Origin of the sequence: Peptostreptococcus sp., assembly GCF_036639115.1 — a bacterium.
Classification (GTDB): Bacteria; Bacillota; Clostridia; order Peptostreptococcales; family Peptostreptococcaceae; genus Peptostreptococcus.
The window spans coordinates 14451-32036 of record NZ_JAVWJH010000005.1 but is presented as its reverse complement, the minus strand read 5'-3'; the positions used below and the strand labels follow the sequence as shown (position 1 = coordinate 32036).

General features: G+C 29.0%; 14 protein-coding genes. 1 reads left to right on the top strand and 13 read right to left on the bottom strand.

Going from position 1 to position 17586, the window contains the following annotated elements; all coding sequences use genetic code 11:
* Window positions 1-10: 10 nt before the first annotated feature.
* The gene (mnmE, locus tag RR561_RS07095) at window positions 11-1390 is read right to left on the bottom strand and encodes a tRNA uridine-5-carboxymethylaminomethyl(34) synthesis GTPase MnmE (protein ID WP_332506908.1); all 1380 of its coding nucleotides are present in this window, start codon (window positions 1388-1390) and stop codon (window positions 11-13) included.
* A 244-nt stretch (window positions 1391-1634) separates the two neighbouring features.
* On the opposite strand from mnmE, the gene RR561_RS07090 reads away from it, so the two are divergent.
* The gene (locus tag RR561_RS07090) at window positions 1635-2171 is read left to right on the top strand and encodes a TDE2712 family protein (RefSeq protein WP_332506906.1); all 537 of its coding nucleotides are present in this window, start codon (window positions 1635-1637) and stop codon (window positions 2169-2171) included.
* A 796-nt stretch (window positions 2172-2967) separates the two neighbouring features.
* Here RR561_RS07090 and RR561_RS07085 read toward each other — a convergent pair.
* From RR561_RS07085 to RR561_RS07030, 12 genes are all read right to left on the bottom strand, one after another.
* Window positions 2968-3894: a hypothetical protein gene (locus tag RR561_RS07085; protein ID WP_332506904.1), complete on the bottom strand. Its 927-nt coding sequence runs from the start codon at window positions 3892-3894 to the stop codon at window positions 2968-2970.
* 142 nt (window positions 3895-4036) lie between these two features.
* The gene (locus tag RR561_RS07080) at window positions 4037-4174 is read right to left on the bottom strand and encodes a hypothetical protein (protein WP_332506902.1); all 138 of its coding nucleotides are present in this window, start codon (window positions 4172-4174) and stop codon (window positions 4037-4039) included.
* Between the two features lie 694 nt (window positions 4175-4868).
* A complete protein-coding gene (locus RR561_RS07075; RefSeq protein WP_332506901.1) occupies window positions 4869-6914 on the bottom strand; it encodes an AAA family ATPase in 2046 nt (681 codons plus the stop codon).
* Between the two features lie 7 nt (window positions 6915-6921).
* The gene (locus RR561_RS07070) at window positions 6922-7398 is read right to left on the bottom strand and encodes a DUF6530 family protein (protein WP_332506899.1); all 477 of its coding nucleotides are present in this window, start codon (window positions 7396-7398) and stop codon (window positions 6922-6924) included.
* Window positions 7385-7741 carry a GIY-YIG nuclease family protein gene (locus tag RR561_RS07065; protein WP_332506897.1) on the bottom strand — a complete coding sequence of 119 codons (357 nt, stop codon included), beginning with the start codon at window positions 7739-7741 and terminating at the stop codon, window positions 7385-7387. Before RR561_RS07065 ends, RR561_RS07070 begins: the two co-directional genes overlap by 14 nt.
* A 330-nt stretch (window positions 7742-8071) precedes the next feature.
* Window positions 8072-8620 (bottom strand): dihydrofolate reductase family protein, encoded by a 549-nt coding sequence (locus tag RR561_RS07060; protein ID WP_332506896.1) that lies wholly within the window; start codon window positions 8618-8620, stop codon window positions 8072-8074.
* A gap of 27 nt (window positions 8621-8647) precedes the next feature.
* Complete coding sequence (locus RR561_RS07055; RefSeq protein WP_332506894.1) at window positions 8648-9703, bottom strand: cell wall-binding repeat-containing protein; 1056 nt, start codon at window positions 9701-9703, stop codon at window positions 8648-8650.
* A 38-nt stretch (window positions 9704-9741) separates the two neighbouring features.
* Window positions 9742-10860: an MrcB family domain-containing protein gene (locus RR561_RS07050; RefSeq protein ID WP_332506892.1), complete on the bottom strand. Its 1119-nt coding sequence runs from the start codon at window positions 10858-10860 to the stop codon at window positions 9742-9744.
* A gap of 123 nt (window positions 10861-10983) precedes the next feature.
* The gene (locus RR561_RS07045) at window positions 10984-13101 is read right to left on the bottom strand and encodes a DEAD/DEAH box helicase (RefSeq protein WP_332506890.1); all 2118 of its coding nucleotides are present in this window, start codon (window positions 13099-13101) and stop codon (window positions 10984-10986) included.
* The gene (locus tag RR561_RS07040; protein WP_332506888.1) at window positions 13101-14429 is read right to left on the bottom strand and encodes an ATP-binding protein; all 1329 of its coding nucleotides are present in this window, start codon (window positions 14427-14429) and stop codon (window positions 13101-13103) included. Before RR561_RS07040 ends, RR561_RS07045 begins: the two co-directional genes overlap by 1 nt.
* Window positions 14430-16862, bottom strand: coding sequence for an NINE protein (locus RR561_RS07035; protein ID WP_332506886.1), 2433 nt, complete (start codon window positions 16860-16862; stop codon window positions 14430-14432).
* Between the two features lie 275 nt (window positions 16863-17137).
* The gene (locus tag RR561_RS07030; RefSeq protein WP_332506884.1) at window positions 17138-17581 is read right to left on the bottom strand and encodes a hypothetical protein; all 444 of its coding nucleotides are present in this window, start codon (window positions 17579-17581) and stop codon (window positions 17138-17140) included.
* Window positions 17582-17586 lie beyond the last annotated feature (5 nt).

The following is a 17586-nucleotide window of genomic DNA, read 5'->3' as shown; positions in this document are numbered from 1 at the left end:
AATTTTATTATTACTTTCCTATACAGAAATTGGAGAATATTGTATCCAACAAATCTTCACTGATAGTATCTCCATTGATATAACCAAGAGCATCCCAAGCATCCTTCAAATCGACCTCTATAAAATCATAAGACATTTCATCATTTAATGCACTAATAGCATCTTCAATAGCCTTCATAGCCTTGTAAATGGCGTCTTTGTGTCTTGAATTTGTAATCATTACGTCTCCAGAATCAGATATTTCTCCACTAAATACCATGTCTTCTATTCTGTCGTGAAGCAAATCTAGACCTTCATTTTTAAGTGCAGATATGTTGATAATATTGATCTCATCTACAAATTTTTTCACTATATCTAAATCTAGCTTTGACTCTAAATCTATCTTATTTAATATTACAAGAGTCTTTGATCTATCTACACTTTCTAGTATGTCAATATCTTCTTGGTCGATTTCTCTAGAATTGTCCAAAACTACCAAAGTAAGATCCGAACTCTTTAAATGCTTTCTAGATTTTTCTACACCTATCTTTTCTACCACATCATCTGTATCTCTAATACCTGCAGTATCAACTATCTTTAGAGCTATACCTTTGATATTGACAAACTCCTCTATAATATCTCTAGTCGTACCTGGAATATCCGTTACAATAGCTCTATTTTCTCCTAAGATTGAGTTCATAAGAGATGATTTACCTACATTTGGCTTACCCAAAATTGCAGTCTGAAGTCCCTCTCTCAAGATCTTACCAGTATCTGCAGTATTATACATCTGAACTACTTCTCTTTGTATAGCTTCAGTCTTTTCTATCAGTTCCTTGTAAGTAATAAACTCTATATCTTCTTCTGGATAGTCAATAGCAACTTCGACCTGAGCCAACACAGCTGTTAACATCTCCCTTAAATTCTTCACTTTCTTAGACAAACTTCCTTCTAGCTGACTTTGAGCTAATTCATGAGATTTGTCAGTCTTGGCATTTATTATATCTATTACAGCCTCTGCCTGAGAAAGATCTATTCTTCCATTTAAAAATGCTCTCTTGGTAAACTCTCCCGCTTCAGCCATTCTAGCTCCACTTCTAAGAGCAAGTTCCAAAATTTTCCTAACTGAAATAAACCCACCATGACAATTTATTTCTATTACATCTTCTGCAGTATAAGAATGAGGTCCCTTCATGTAGGCAAGCAAAACCTCATCTAAAACTACTCCTTCATCGTAAATATTTCCATAAATAAGTGTTCTAACGGCATAATCACCTATAGAATCTCTGTACAATGGTCTAAATATTTTATTCGCAATCTCTAAGGCATTATTTCCGCTAAGTCTAATAATTCCTATTCCACCCTCTCCAGGAGCTGTGGCAATTGCAGCAATTGTATCATCTATAAACATTTTTCCTCCTAATTTCAATATATATGTTAAGGCTTTATTCGCATAAATCTAGTATTATATTATATCATAAAATATACTCTTTTTTGATGTATTAAAAGAACAAATAATATTTGTCGGAAAATGGACTATTTATTTCTTGCAAAAAGTACTATAATAATTATATGAAAACATTTTCTAATCATACACAAGTATCTATGACAGTATAGAGAAGATGTATCTTGGAAATAAAATACGGAGGTAATTTATGTTAAAAAGTATCACATTAAATCTAGAAGTAATTGAATCTATGCTTTACTACTGGAGCAGTATGGCAGACAGAGAAAAAGTAGCAGAAAGTTTCTTTGTAGACATAGCAAACATGGATGCTATGAAATTAGTTCAAAGCCCAGAATTCAATGAAGAATCTATCAGAAAAGTTCTAAGCGCAATACAAAATAGAGAACTTCTATCAGGAGCAACAAAGCCAGAAAAAAGATTCTGGAGCAAGAATATGTGGATAGCAGATGACTCATCATTAGCAAGCAAGATGGCTCAGCCTATCAAAATCATGAATGTTGATGATCTAGTAGCAAGACTAAATGAAAAATACCCTGACATCAAGCAGGAAAAGATAATAGTTCATATAGCACCACTTCACTTGGATCCATACTATATAATAGATGGTCAGTTGGTTATGAACTTCTTTAAGATCTACTTTGACCAAGAAGACAATGTAATGTTTGAAGACATGCCTATCAAGGAATATATCTTTGAAAGACTTTGTGAATTGGTAGAAAAGTAAAAAACAAGAAATTTATCATTATAAAATAAGAAATACTAAGAATTTAAATTCTTAGTATTTCTTACATTGCAAACATTTATAATTCTATGGATTTTAAAATCTATAAAAACAAAAATATATCTAATTATACTGCTATATTTTTTCATTAATCACAAACTCAAACAATACTTCTATAATCTTAAAAGCTGCATAAACAAATATATAGCAAAAAATTAATATCAAAGTGTCAAAACTAAAATTATTTAACATAATTCCCCAGCCATTTTCATAACTTATACACATATATAGTCGACAATATAGCCATAATTATCAATATTCTTGATATATGTTTTATATATATATAGGTTTATATTTTTTAAGTTCTAATTTTTTGGATTCTATTTTTATAAACTGCGAAATAAACTTATAAAATAAATAGAAATTTGCTGTTTGTAACAATAACATTACTGTTGCAAACAGTTTAAAATCATACTCTTTAGTAAATTTATCTCCACTCAAAAAAATATAATTAAAATTTAATATTATACAGAAAACAGATACAACGATGAAGATTAACAAAATCAATTTTATTAACCTTTCAATTCTTTTAATTTTATTCAAAAACCCAACTCCTAACCATTTAATTTAATATTGAAAACCACAACATTACTGTCATAAAACTATATTGAAAAATTAATTATCTTTTAAGAATCTATTATTTATTCAACATTAATCTACATCTGACTACACTCCATTATCAATAAGTTGTTTTCTTATGTTTATATACTGTATATTAGGCAGCATTATTAAATAAATCTTATAACTCTATTGTAATTTCCATATATCTATTTTTATTTTTAATTGTATTGAAAGATTTTATATATCTTACCTCAACCCAATAATTCAAAATACTCATTATTGCATTTCTAGTTTTTCTCTTTTGTGAAGAAACTTTAACTTCTAAATCTTTATATATTTCTTCAAAAGAAATCCTATCTTTTTTATTTTTTTTATACTTAGAATTTTCTATTTTATATAATAAATATTCTTTAACTTCTATATTTGTTCTTGTAGATGAGATCGGAACCTCAATTATTTTGGAACTTAACCTATTTATTTTATAATAATCATCTAACATCCTATAAAGCAATGGATATCGAAATAATTTTATACCACTTGTTTGAGAATAATTGCCATTTATAAAAAATTCTCCACTTTTGCTAATATTATATATTAATTTTTCTTTTATAATTTCTTTTTTATCTGCACAAAATATATTTTTTTTACTCAAGCAAACTGTAATATCTATTAGGCTCATTTTTTCAATGGAATTTTTTATGTCATCAATTTGATTTTTTCTAGGGGACTTAGATTTAACTCCAGTCAATTCATGAAGAATCATTTTATATGTCATCATATTGTTTCCTAATTCATAAATTCTACAAATAGCTCTAAATACTCCTAAATCATATATGCTTAACTTTGTTATATCCTTTAATTCACAATTTACTGATAACATTATCCAATCTATAAAATTATATTCGGAACTAATTGGATAATATTTTTCAAAAAAATCCATCTTGTTAAGTAGCATCTTACCAACACAATCATTTGAAAAGATAACTATTTCATTATTTTCTTTGGGAACCATTATGGAAAAATTATTATCAATTGAACTTAATGTATGTGTTATTCTTTTTTTCCACATATTATGAGTTGAATAAATTTCTAGTAGATATGACATAACATCAATCTCTTGATTATTCAAGTCGACAAAGTGATTTATTAATTTTTTTAACTTTTCATCAAATACATTTAAACTTTCATTAAAATCAATCAAATTTTTATTAAAATAAAATATATAGAGATCTTTATTTTTTATTATCTTATTTATCGGTAATTATATATAACTCTTTTAATAACTTTTTTGCACCTGGCAAAAAAGGATCATTAAAAGTATAATTATTTTTAATACATTTAACATCTAAAGATGTTTCAATTATTTTTGTAATATTTTTATACATAAAAATTCTCCTAATGTTTCAAAATTGTTTACATCATTTTTGTTAATATATATATTTATATTTTTCAATATCCCTACTTATCTATATGAATCTCATGATATTTTCTGTATAATAAATGGCTTTCTATATTATTTATTGCTTTTGGATAATATATTTTATTTTTCCTTAACAGTAAAACTATATAATTGATAAATACTATTTCTAAATATTTTCCTACTGTATTACAATGTTTAACCTATACTCCTTGTTTATCTTACACATCCATGAAATTTCTAACTCTTATTCAATGATAACATTATATAATTTTTTCTTATTCAATTTATTTATAATTAAAATCAGAATGCCGATAAATACAATATAACATAATGTTAAATTTAATGCAATATAATATATCGTACTAAACATAATATGCATATTTATCTGCCTTAAGTATTGTATATACTGTCTTTTTATAATTAAAATTAGAAAAAACATAGATTTTCACTTATATTAGCACAACTATAATAGTTAATAAAATACTAATTTATATATATCTATAAAAAATAAAAGCCCAATCAAATTTGAAAGGACTTTTTATTTTGAATTTATACTATTTTTTTTAACTAAACAGTGATTTTTTATAATCATAAAGCAATAATATATCCGAATTTTAACTCTATAAATAGTTATATCTTTATAAACTTATAACTATTAACTACAAAAATCTTGAAATGATACGAATCAATTGAACTGGCAGTTGACTTAGATCTGATATATCAAGGCAATGTTCCTGACCATATATATCGCTTATCGTTTCCTTGTCTTGACCAATAGCTGCTGCCAAAAAAGTGATTCCCTTACGTTTATATTGACCTATAGTCTCTTTCATATCATCTATAGCGAGTTTTCCTGTATAATCTGGCATTGCTTTTGGCTGCCCATCACTTATACTTATCAAAAGTTTATTTGACTGAGGCATCTTTATCAATTTTTCAGCAAGTATGTGTAGTGCCATCCCATCCCTATTATTGCTAAGGGCCTGAATTGTCATCAGTGAGTACTTATCATTTAGATCTACCTCTTGACAATCAATGTAGGAATAGATTGACATCCTTTCTCTAGGTGAACGATCTGCTGTATCTCCATATATAAGCACTGGAATGTTACAGGCCTCACAGAATTCATATACAGATATAGCTGCCTTTTTGGCCGCATCAAGACGCCCAAATGCCTTCATAGATGCAGACTGATCAATCCTTAGAGCAACTACAAGTGAAGGATCTTCATTGGGTGGCCTTTTTTGTGAAAAATATCTATAGTCTTGTGATGATATTTTTTCTGCCTGAAACTTTGTCCCATATAAGCGATTCTTACCAAAATCAACAGATACTTCATGCTCCAAAAGTGGCTCTGTTTTCCTCTGAAGCTCTTTGATCACAGGCATCAGCTCGGACACTATTTTATTATATTCACTATAGTGATCCATTGTGGCTTCTGGTCTATGAACTATTAAGGCGATGTCTTCATGAGGGGTAGACTTTACTGACTCTCTAGCTTCTTTATTTAGTTGCTTACGAAATTTCTTTTTTCTCTCTTTTATTTCCGCATTTTTTTCATCGTCTTTAAGTTCATGGTAGATAGCCTTGCCATCTTGATCTTTTGTATCTGATTCTTCGGACTTTGTTGATGATTCTGATGTAAAAGAAGCTGCTCCCTCACTATCAGATGATTTCTTCAAGGCAACTGCAGCCTTATCACTTTCTTTCAGTGAAAAATCATCCGCATCACTATCATCTCCCTCTGTATGAATTTCCATAACTTGTCCATTTGTATTTCCTGAGGGTGAAAATTTTCTCTCTAACTCTTTTAATAATCCTTTTTCTGAGAGTGAGTTTTCTAAAATTTTAATTTCTTCTTCATCCGTACTTATTTTATATATTACCTTGTGATAAAGGGCTTCCACTGCTTGTGAACCCTGCAATACTGCATCTATCCAATAAAAATAAGAACGCATGCCTGCTACACCCTTGATTGCATTTGCCTTTGCAGTTTTATCTAATTCTATTATTGTCTTTGCAAAAGTCTCCAACAAATTCTCATCACTACAGTTTGTTTTTATTGAAGCTCTTTTCATCATTACTTCTATTTCTGGCAAATCCATTTTCTCACTATGTTGAACTCTATCACGTAAGGCCTCATTTAATGGTCGACAACCATTATATCCTCTATTCGTCGTAATCACTACAAGAAAATCCGGATGTCTCTTTACGATACGTGTAGGCAAGTTGATACTGCCATCTGGCTCAAGAGCAGAGTTGAGTGCCATTAAAACTGCGGCATCACGTATTACTGTTGGCTCTTGTATCTCAAGTAGCCAGCCATTTTCATAGGCTCTTACTATTTCTGATGGATAGTATTTATACTCAACGACCTTAGAGTCGCTATCTTCATCAGATAGCACTGGAAGTATCGATCCCAAAATATCTGACTTGTCCATATCTGCAAAGCAAGTCACCTTGCTATAAGGCAGTCCAAAATCTGCTGAAAGAGCCTTTGCTAGCTGAGTCTTTCCTGAACCTGCATCCCCTTCCAACAAAATATTGCTTATTTTCATTTCTCCACGTGTCCAATTTCTTTTCACCTCTTGGCAAATACGAAATTCTGCACTACTTTCTACATGGCTTTTTGGTTTTTTCCATATAAGTTTATTTTCTTCTTCTGTTAGCTCTCTATCTGGAGACAGAAGATAATTATTTTCCATTTTTATATCACTCCATTTCTTCAATTATGCGGTATAAGGTGCGCATTCTTTCACCTGTTAACTCTCCAAGATTGCTGATAGCCTGAGAAAACTCTTTAATATCTTTATTGATATCTGGATTTTCACTACAAACACTCACTGGCATCACTCCACCTTGAACTCCCACTCTTTCAATCACTGGATTCTCTGGGTCATAAAGTAGAGGCAGCCTATAGGCATCCTTAAAGTGAAGAAGTCCTCGACTGACAAATATCATCAAATCCATAATCTGATGAATTGGCAGTTCAATATCAATTTCTTCTGAACCATCTTCATTTTCTTTCCAAATTTGAACAGCAATCTCCATGCTTTCATTCTCTTTTCTAGTGGGTTTTCCCATAGTCAAACGCTTTATATTTGAATGGTAGGCATTTCTTCCATCAATAAGGTCATAACCCTTTGACTCTATTACAACATCTTTTACAATATCTTTATTTTTTTCCATTATTTTTTAATTTCCTCGCTTTCTTATCTTCTTCAAAGCACTCTTCAATCAGCTTTTTTAACTCTTTTGTATGATCATCACTAGGATCTTTGTACTTCAACACCCTGAGTACGGAAAGTTCAAAACTTTCCTCACCGTGCTCATTCCAAATTCCTTGAATAATCTTATTTGGATGTCCTCCCATTGATAACTGGAAGCGATTACTATTGATATCCGCCTTGGTATCATTTGAAATTTCCAAAAAAGACTCCCCTGTTTCCTTACATCTAAACGATATAACACCCATCTCTGGATGACGATTTTTCCACTCTTGTAATAACTCTTTCTTTCTCTTAATATCCATTAATCTCACCTCACATTCTATTATAAGATTTTGAAGAATATAAACAATCCACGCTCCGTAGACTTGGGCAAAATCTATTAAATACTTCTGAGTTTTGAGAATAAAAAAGATGTTGAGCAATTACTCAACATCTTTCACCAACTTATATTGTTTTTGATAATCTGCCTTCATAGAATGTTTTCTATAAAAACTATCTACTTTTGATACCATTTTAAACGATTAATATAATCACAATCAAGTCGACCTTTTATCCAGTTCAAAATAAAAAATATATATCATATAAATAAAGCCTTATTCTTATGCTATATTTTTTATATGTAGTTTCGGATCTTATTTAGATATAGAGTCTCTTTTTCTATATGTTAGCTCAATAATTCCATTATCTGTCTCTGTTTTTGTAAGGCTCAAATTTATCTTTTCCTTACCATTTCCAAATAGGGATATTCCCTCACCCAAAATAGTAGGAATAATAGATATTCTATACTCATCTATCAAGTTACTAGCCACTAGATCTTGAACGACACTCGCTCCGCCACATATCCAAACATCCTTACCATCTTCTTTTCTGATCTTTCTAATTAAATCAGAAGGAGATTCACCAACAAATATTATATCATCTGAATCTGATTTAATATCTCTATGAGTGATAACATAACTAGTCATGCCCTCATATACCCACTCATCTGGAGATAGCTCCGTAACTATCTGATTGTATGTCTTGTAGCCCATCACAACAGTATCTACTGTCTCCACAAACTTCTCATATGAATCAGATCCTTCTGCGTTTGGGTCTTCACCTGCCAACCAATCTACATTGCCACTGCTATCTGCTATATAACCATCTAAACTCATTGCTATAAATAACACTACTTTTCTCATGAATACTACCTCCTCTTATTATTTATTCTAATACAAATTTCTTAATTCATTTTCTATATTCTTTGATACTGACTTCTCTCCACCAACTATTATTATATTTTTTATTCCTCTATCTTTGATATATCTAGCGGTATCTTTATTTAGTTTATTCGATTGAGTAAGCAATACTGCTCCATTATTTTGAGTTGCCACTAAACTTGATGATAGTGCATCTGGATAATCTTCGCCATTTACTAATACTATTGTATTTATATCTTTATTTAAATAAGTTTTGTATCCTTTGGCTATTTCCACTGCTGTCTCATACCTATTTTGTCCATAGATCCTATTTTTATCGGTTTTTATAAAATCATCATTTATATACTCAGCTATATTGTATTTTGCTGAAACAGAATTATGTCCACCAATATTCATATAGTGATTAGCCCCTTCATCTATATTCATTCCTACATACAGCTCTTCAGGATTTACTATATATTTAAACCCTTTTCTTGCCAATTCAGATGTTAGCGGTATAGAAGAAAGTAGATCAGGAAATTTATTATCATTTATTGCAATTGCGTTTGAGAAAACTCCTCTAATTAAATCATCTGGGAAAAAAGTATTAGCTATTTCCATATCTACTTGCTCACTTAAGGTACTTTTATAATAACTTCCATTTCCTATCGCTTCATATCTTTCATAAAACCTTTGAACCTTCATTCCTTTAGATTTCAATGTATTATCTACACTTCTATCAAGCACTTTGTAGTCGCCTACCACATATACTCTATTGACATTCAACCTTTGCATTTCATTCAATATATCAGTTCTAACTCCGTGCTTAGTATTTACAAAATAAGGAACCTTCAAGGCAGACGCCATATGACTCCCATATAGAGCTGTTTTAAAATCACTTCCACTACTTATTACTGCTAGGTTACCGTTTGCATGGTTCATAAATCTCTTATTAGCATTGACCGCCGTTTCATATCTGTCATATCCAGAAACTCTGCTGACATTGATGGTCTCATTAGCACTTGATATTCCTATGCTTGATATAAATAACATAATTCCAAGACCTATTGATAATAGCTTTTTCATAAATAACTCCCTTCTTTTAATAAACACATATACTAGAATTACCAAAGCTTCTTAATATCATAAAAGCCAAGTAAATCCTCCAAAGATAAAGCAAGACCTGTTTTTTCTAGTTTGACTTTTCTTTTATCATACAGAAGCTCTATCATCTTTATCCTATCCTCATCTTTTGAAAAGTGAATTTTTCTATGACAATTTGGACAAAGGCAGCAAATATTAGATATATTGTCAACTGAGTAATCAAAAAGATCTCCTTTACTGATTGGAATTAGGTGATGAGCTTCCATGTAAGTCAAAGCCGTAGACTTGTTGATAAAAGTGTTGTGACTCTCATCCACTTCACATTTATAACCAGCTCTTTTTAAGGCTTTCGCAGCCTCATTAGGATCTCTCAAGTATAGTTTTTTGCCACATTGATCAATTACCGGTTCTTTTTTATCCTTACTCGTATACTCCAAATAGCCTTCTTCATTTTCCTTAACCTGAAAAGTAGAGTCTATTATATTTTCTGTATCTAATAATCCTTTTTTTTCAGCAATAATAAAATCATAAAATTCTTCAATTGTTCTAGTATTTATTTTTTTATTTATTTCTTCATAGACTTCGATTAATTCTAATAAATCTTCAACTAGAACTGATTCATCTGGCAGTTCATTTAAATCATAGTCTTTACCCGTTATGTGCCCTGCCATATAGCCTTTTCCTAATTTATTTGATGCATTTAAATATATGTTACTATGATTTCTCTTAGAATAAGACTCAATCATATTACTCAATGAATTTGCCATATTTTTTATTTCTTCTTTTGCCTTTTTTGTAGTAAATTTATCGCTAAAGTAAGTATAGCCCTGATTTAAACTAAGATAGACACCTGTCATATCAGCAGTATAAAGATATACAATATAAATACCCCTAGTTGCACTTTCAGTTATTTCCTTATTAAATATAGCTACCCAAGGAATCTCTGCGTACTGACCTTTCCCTATAGATCCTTCAATAATATATTTATCTTCACTTATTCCTAACAACTTTTTTAATCTACTGGGTATTTTTTTAGTTATTATTGTACCTATATTTGACCCTTTAAATTCCTCTCTCTCCTCTGATTTATATAGATTTCCTGCCTCTTGAATCAGTTCTGTCAAAGTCTTTTCACTCATATATAGAAATCCCCCTATTCATTCTTTATTAAAATACTTGATTGTAATTTCTATTAGTCTCTAAACCTAATTGATTCTATTTAGATTTATTTATATAAGATTATTTCTATAAATAACAATCTTTTATAGCTCTTCATTTTTAATATCTAAATAATTTCTAACACCCTCCAAATCTATTTTATTATCCATTACATATTTTATTTTTAAGTTTTCTGGTAGCAATTGTCTGTATTTATTAGTCATTAAATGCATTTCCACTATCTCTGGATTTTTTTTCAAGTAATTATATACATCTTCTTCTGAAAAATTTTCCTTTATAATTATATCTATATCTTTTTTTATGTTAGGTCCTTCTATAAAACTTTCATAGTCTTTTAATGTATACAATTCTGCATCTTTATTGTTTGACATATTCAACAATAGTTGTAAGCTACGATTTATTTTACTTCCCTTAAATGTTCTAAGGCCTATTTTATTATTTTTTTCTATCCATTGAAGTTTTTCATAATTCAAATTGTTTTCTGATAAACTTAATAAAACTTCTTTAATTTCTTTATTATATTTCTTCCATTCTTCTTTATCCTCCAATATTTCTTTCATTCTATTTCTTATTTCATCACTTACACTACCTCCTCTTCCTAAAAAATTTGCTACCTCTCCATTCGTTGTACTAGTAACATATATTTTTTTTTCTTTGTCCTGTATATCTTTTATTTTCCATATCCGTCCTCCCAAAACTATATTAGTTCCCACTTTTGTCTCAAGAGTTAACGGTATTTGACCAATTTTACGTTGGGAGCTATAAACTGAAAATTCATCTGCTATATCAAAATGTGCAAAAAAATCACTTCGTCTAAGCAATTTTTCTGTTGCCCTACCTGTTATAACTTCATTTTCTAAAATTTCTATATAATTGTTTTTTACAAGATGATCTATTAACTCACTATACTCTTGATCTTCTATATTCTGCCAACAGTTAAAATTTTTATTGATATTTTTTAATTCTGAAACAGACATTCCATTTTTTTCTAAAAGTATTGATATTACCTGATGAGCAAGTACATCATATGGTTTAATAACTTCATCTATTCTATCTATTTTTCCATCTTTATAAAGTCCTATTATTGCTAACCCTTGTAATAAAGACCATTCATTCGTCGCTATAAAATGTAATATACTTTTTCCTGTGGATCTACCACTTCTTCCTAACCTTTGCGCAAGACTTGACACTGAATATGGAGCATTATATTGAACAATGCTATCAACCGAACCTATGTCCACCCCCAACTCTAAAGTTGACGTACAACATATTGTGAATAACTCTTTTTTATTATTTTTGGCAAATTCTTCTACACTCTCTTTTATCTCTTTACTTATTGAAGCATGGTGTGCAAAATAATTAGCATATGATTTCCTTTTTTTAGCTAACCTTGAAAGGTTTACTGATAATCTTTCCACCTCACCTTTGGAGTTTGGAAAAACCAACATCGATTCTTTTTGAGAGTAATTATAAATTTCTTCTAAATCTTTTTTTGATTCATTAAGCAAATCAGATTTATAATAACTAGTACTTACTTCTAATTCATTTTTTTTGCTATCTAATAATACATTTGTAATTTTATCATTTATAAAAAATTCTTTAATATTTTTATAGTTTTCTCTATTTAAAGTGGCTGACATACCTATACACCTTGTTTTTTTTCCCATGTAAGCATTTATTCTACCGATTAAAGATCTTAACTGCACTCCTCTATTGTTACCTAAAAAACTATGTATTTCATCCACTATTATCCACTCTGTTTCCTTGAATAGTTCTTTCGCTTCATTTGGCCTTAAGCATAACATTGCCTCAATAGATTCTGGAGTTATCAAAAGTATTCCTTTTGGATCTTTTAAAAGCCTTTTTTTCTTTGAAGCAGAAGCCTCTCCATGCCAAGATGTAACCCCTATATCCATATATTCACATAAATCATATACCCTCTTAAACTGATCATTTATAAGAGCAATTAATGGAGATATATAAATAACCTTTATCCCTGAGTTCCAGTCTTTAACTGAATTAATAGCTGGCAAAAAGGCTGCTTCTGTTTTACCAGAAGCAGTAGGAGCCGCTAATATTAAATTATTTTCTGTTTTTTGAACTTGCTTAATTGAGGCAGTTTGTATACTTTTCAAAGATTCCCAACCTTCATTATATATATACTGTCTAATTTCTCTTTGTAATAATTCATAAGCATCCATTAAAATACCTCTATTTCATCATCTTTATTATCCTCATCTTTGGTTATAGGCATCGACTTTCTACCAAATTTTTCATATATAATACTTTCTATATCTACCTCCTGATTTTGTCTAATTAAGTCTAAAATTTCTAAATAATCCTTTATTACTGCACGAGGAGTTAAAAATTCAGCTGCCCCTGGCCTATTTAACTGCTCTTCCATATATATTTTTATGTGTTCCGTCTTCATTCCTTCAACTTGTTTATAATGTATATTATAAATTTCATTTAAATTTTCAAGCAGGGTATATATTTCTTCTACTATCAAAGGTTTTAGTGGTAATACAGTTCTATTTGTATTTAATAGTTTAGAGTCCATAGCTCTTTCTGCACCCAATCTCCCTTTTAGAGCTCCATAGCTTGACATTCCACGATATTCATCAAACACAGTTTTTCTAGTTGCTCCAAAATTTATAAATAAACCTCTTGCAGAATTAGATTTACATTCATTAAATATATTTAATATTTTTTCATAGTTTCTCTCCCTGGTTCTAGACATAGGTAATTTATATAAATTTACAGCTTCATCAAAATTTATTACAAATCCAGAATAACCAATTCCTAAGAATAGTTCTGCCAAGTTTTTAAGAGATTCATACCAATTATCATCGTTTATTACTTTGTCAATTCCAAGTTCTTTTTTCGCTTCAGTTTTTGTATCTATATCCCCTCTAATCCACCTTAATGATTTTAGTTTTAAAACCCTATCGTTATCCATGATACCTTCATAATACTTTACTATAGCTTGACCAAGTTCATAAGATAAACCAACCGAACCAAATGAACTTGTAATATTTAGTATCTCATTTTCTACAATGTTTTTATTCTCTAACTTTAATAGATCACTTACAGGAATTTCATCTCTTTTAGAAACATCTAAAAGTATTTTATTTATCCATTCTTCAAGTATTGTATTAATTGCATTTCCATTTTGAGATGTTTTTATAACTATATTATCAACTATTTCGCTATATAAGGCCTTTGCCTTTCCATCAGATGCATAAAACCTTCTTGTAGGAGTTAAATCAATTGTTGATACAACAAAGTTTTTTTGTATTGCCACAGATTCTATTGTCCTTAGCATAAAACTTTTACCACTACCAAAATCGCCTACCCAAAATCTTATATCACTTTCACCTTCTTTTATAGAATCTAAAATAGAAATAATTTCCTGAACCTCATTATTTCTTCCTACCAAAAGGTGTTGAATGCCTTTTTGTGGTACAATACCAGCTTCTAAAGCCTTTATTATATTATCTGCTTCTTTTCTATTAACTTTCGTTTTCATTTACACCAACTCCTTAACTAAATCTATATAAAAATCATCTATTTTTATGTAGTCATCCTCAACTATAATAGCCTGATCTTCTACATACTCATATAATTCTTTATTTACATCACTTATAAATGAATTTAACAGGCTAGCATTTTCCATTGCTATTTTATTACCTTTATCTACACTCATAGAGCCTGCTATTATTTCTTTTATAAATTCTTTGTACTTAATTTTTAAATCCAATTTATTTTCAACTTCTATTATTTCTTCTTCCAAAGTTTTTTCTTCTAAAGTTTTCAACGTTTCTTCCGATTGAATTTCTTCTTTATCTCCTATGAAATCTTTTACTATCTCTACTGTTTCACTTAACTCTTTTTTTGATAACTCTACTTTTTTCATGTCTAGTTCTATTTTTTTTCTAATTGGCTCTCTAAGCTCTACTAACTTTTTTAACAGTTCTGGTGACAATTTTTCTTTTGAATTAAGCATTTCATTGTATCTTAGTTTATTACCAGGATGTATTAATTTTTTTAGTAACTGATTGTTCTTATTGCTGAGTTTTTCCCTAGTATTTATTCCATATAAAGACATTAATAGTAAACTTTCATCATCAGTTTCATTTGCTATACCTTTTAATATATCTACTAATTCATCATTTTTATTATATTTATTTAAAATACTTATTTGTCTACTCAAATCTTGCATCAATATATATTTAACTTTGATGTTAGCATTACCTGGTTCTTTATTCATCATTTCTAGTAGTATTTTTTCCATTGTTTCATCGTCTATTTTTTCTTCGAACTCCATAATTTTATTTTCTATTTCTTCCACAATCTTTTGAGGCAAATATTCTTTAATGACCTTTTTTTCTCTAAAAGTATCTAAAACCTGAGTGTTTGGCATAATACTTCTTACGGCATTTTCTGAAAGTTTAACCAAGGACGATAGAAATTTTGAAAACCCATCATTAAAATAATAGCTATTATTAATTTGGTTTTTAATAGATTTCAACTCTCTTTTACTCTTATTTTTCCACTTAATATTGCTTTCTAATCCTTCTGATATTATCTTCCAAATATCTAAGTATATTATTATAATTTGCTTTTTTACACTTTCAAAATTCCATACTACTGTATTTCTTAACGGCATTCGATCTAAAATATATATTTCAAAGTCACTAAATTCAATGTCTTTTCTCAGCCTTCCATCAATATCCCAAATTTTTGCTTCAAATTTATTTTCTTTACGATAGAAATTTTTTTTTGTATCGTTATTAGCTAATGGCAGATCTTTTTCTAATTTATTAGCTAGTATGTAAACTTTTCTTCTAATATCCTTTCCCATGTTTTTTTCCAAAATATCATATGAATAATCCGGATCATAATATATATTATTTTCATTATAGAATTTAGTAACATGTCCCTCTGATATACAATAAAAAGTATATAGAATATTATTATAGTGACTGTTTTTCTCACTTATTTTATTATTTTCTTCATTTAATGAACTATTAATATTTTTTAATTCTTCATCCACAAAAGTACAAAGTTTTTCATAAAATTTTAAAGTTTCTTCCTTTACCTGAGATACTCTCATCACTTTTCTTTCATATGGTATACTTAATTTTTTTATCCAGTCTATTTTATCATTATTTATTAAATTTTCATTTTTTTGTATTATAGTTGTTTCAATATCAGGAACTTCTATTATTTTTTTTCCCTCTAACTTACTAATATTTTCTATTTTTTCTATAATTATATTAGGTTCTTCTATATCTTTGTTAGCTACAGGTTTATTTTTACTTAATTTACTGTTAATTATTTCGTCACTAATAATACTAGAAGTTAATTTTGGGGCTGTAATTTCTTTCATACCGTTTTCTTCAGTATTAAGTACCTTATTTTCTGATTTTTTATCAACGCTCAATTCTTTACAATATTCTTTTTCTGAGCTTTCCTCAACATTTAAAGTTGTATTTTTTATTACTTCATTAGTAATTATTTTGCTACCCAATAAGTCATCTTTTATAGATTTTTCAGGTTTTAATTCGCCAATTGAGCTTTCATCTAAAATCATGTCATTTTTAATTACTTTATTATTAGTTATATTTTCATTCACTCTTCTCTGTAATTTTTTTGTTTTTTTATTTTTTACTTCTATATACTTATATTTCAAAGAAATAAATCCTTTAAATATATACACTATTCCCTCGAAAAAGGTTAACATCATTATTATAACTGCCAACATGGCACTTCCCATTTCTAAGGAAGCAATTGTAGATATTAAAAATATAAAACCAGTTAGGTATCTTTTCATATAAAATCTGTGTATTCCAAATATACCAAGAAAAACTGATAGCATACCTGCTATAAACGGATTTCTTTTAATCTCACTATACTCTTCAATACTTAACAGATATTTCTCTCTTTTTTTAAACTTCACAATTATCCCCCCTTAAATATATTTATTCTTTTTTGGAAAAATCATCCTAACAACAATACTTTCTTTTATTATTAATATTAAATATCTTTTTATACCAAATCTAATTACATTCTAGCATATTTAAATGTCAGAATATAGGCAAAATAATAATTATATTATAATAAACTATCTATCTTCCAATGTATTGCCTACTCTATCTATAACTAAAGACCTCTCCTACTCTTTCTCCACGCAAAATACAGCACGACGAGTCTCCCCACCGTGCTGTATTAACCCTAAGCAATCTTGTCCTTACACAGTATCTTGTTAATCCCATAGTTAACAATCGAAATAATCATACACAGTATGATCGCCAGTATCCAATATGGATATATCAGCTCTCCTGCCATGTATTTCGAATGTAGAGAAAACTCCAATAAAAGTCCTGCTACAATCGTATTTATCAATGGTAAAAAGATTATAAAGCTACTTTTTTTTATTTCTCTTAAAAGTACAAGTATCAAAACTATTAATATTCCTGCAGTTAAAAGGGTCAATATTTTGATATTGCTCGGAGTTAGATATTTCAATGTATACTCTGCCTTTTTAAATATAAGGTGGTGATTTACACCTGCTTTTTTATAGGCTAGTCTTTCCAAGTATCTCATTGAAAATATTATTAATATTTCTATTATAATTATTGCTGTTGTTATAAAACCTGCTTTTTTTCTATTTTTCATTTATA

Coding starts and splice junctions, on each gene's coding strand:
- RR561_RS07050 (WP_332506892.1), bottom strand. CDS start 10,860: ATGAGTGAAAAGACTTTGACAGAACTGATTCAAGAGGCAGGAAATCTA.
- mnmE (WP_332506908.1), bottom strand. CDS start 1,390: ATGTTTATAGATGATACAATTGCTGCAATTGCCACAGCTCCTGGAGAG.
- RR561_RS07085 (WP_332506904.1), bottom strand. CDS start 3,894: ATGTCATATCTACTAGAAATTTATTCAACTCATAATATGTGGAAAAAA.
- RR561_RS07055 (WP_332506894.1), bottom strand. CDS start 9,703: ATGAAAAAGCTATTATCAATAGGTCTTGGAATTATGTTATTTATATCA.
- RR561_RS07080 (WP_332506902.1), bottom strand. CDS start 4,174: ATGTATAAAAATATTACAAAAATAATTGAAACATCTTTAGATGTTAAA.
- RR561_RS07040 (WP_332506888.1), bottom strand. CDS start 14,429: ATGAAAACGAAAGTTAATAGAAAAGAAGCAGATAATATAATAAAGGCT.
- RR561_RS07075 (WP_332506901.1), bottom strand. CDS start 6,914: ATGGAAAATAATTATCTTCTGTCTCCAGATAGAGAGCTAACAGAAGAA.
- RR561_RS07065 (WP_332506897.1), bottom strand. CDS start 7,741: ATGGATATTAAGAGAAAGAAAGAGTTATTACAAGAGTGGAAAAATCGT.
- RR561_RS07090 (WP_332506906.1), top strand. CDS start 1,635: ATGTTAAAAAGTATCACATTAAATCTAGAAGTAATTGAATCTATGCTT.
- RR561_RS07060 (WP_332506896.1), bottom strand. CDS start 8,620: ATGAGAAAAGTAGTGTTATTTATAGCAATGAGTTTAGATGGTTATATA.
- RR561_RS07030 (WP_332506884.1), bottom strand. CDS start 17,581: ATGAAAAATAGAAAAAAAGCAGGTTTTATAACAACAGCAATAATTATA.
- RR561_RS07070 (WP_332506899.1), bottom strand. CDS start 7,398: ATGGAAAAAAATAAAGATATTGTAAAAGATGTTGTAATAGAGTCAAAG.
- RR561_RS07045 (WP_332506890.1), bottom strand. CDS start 13,101: ATGGATGCTTATGAATTATTACAAAGAGAAATTAGACAGTATATATAT.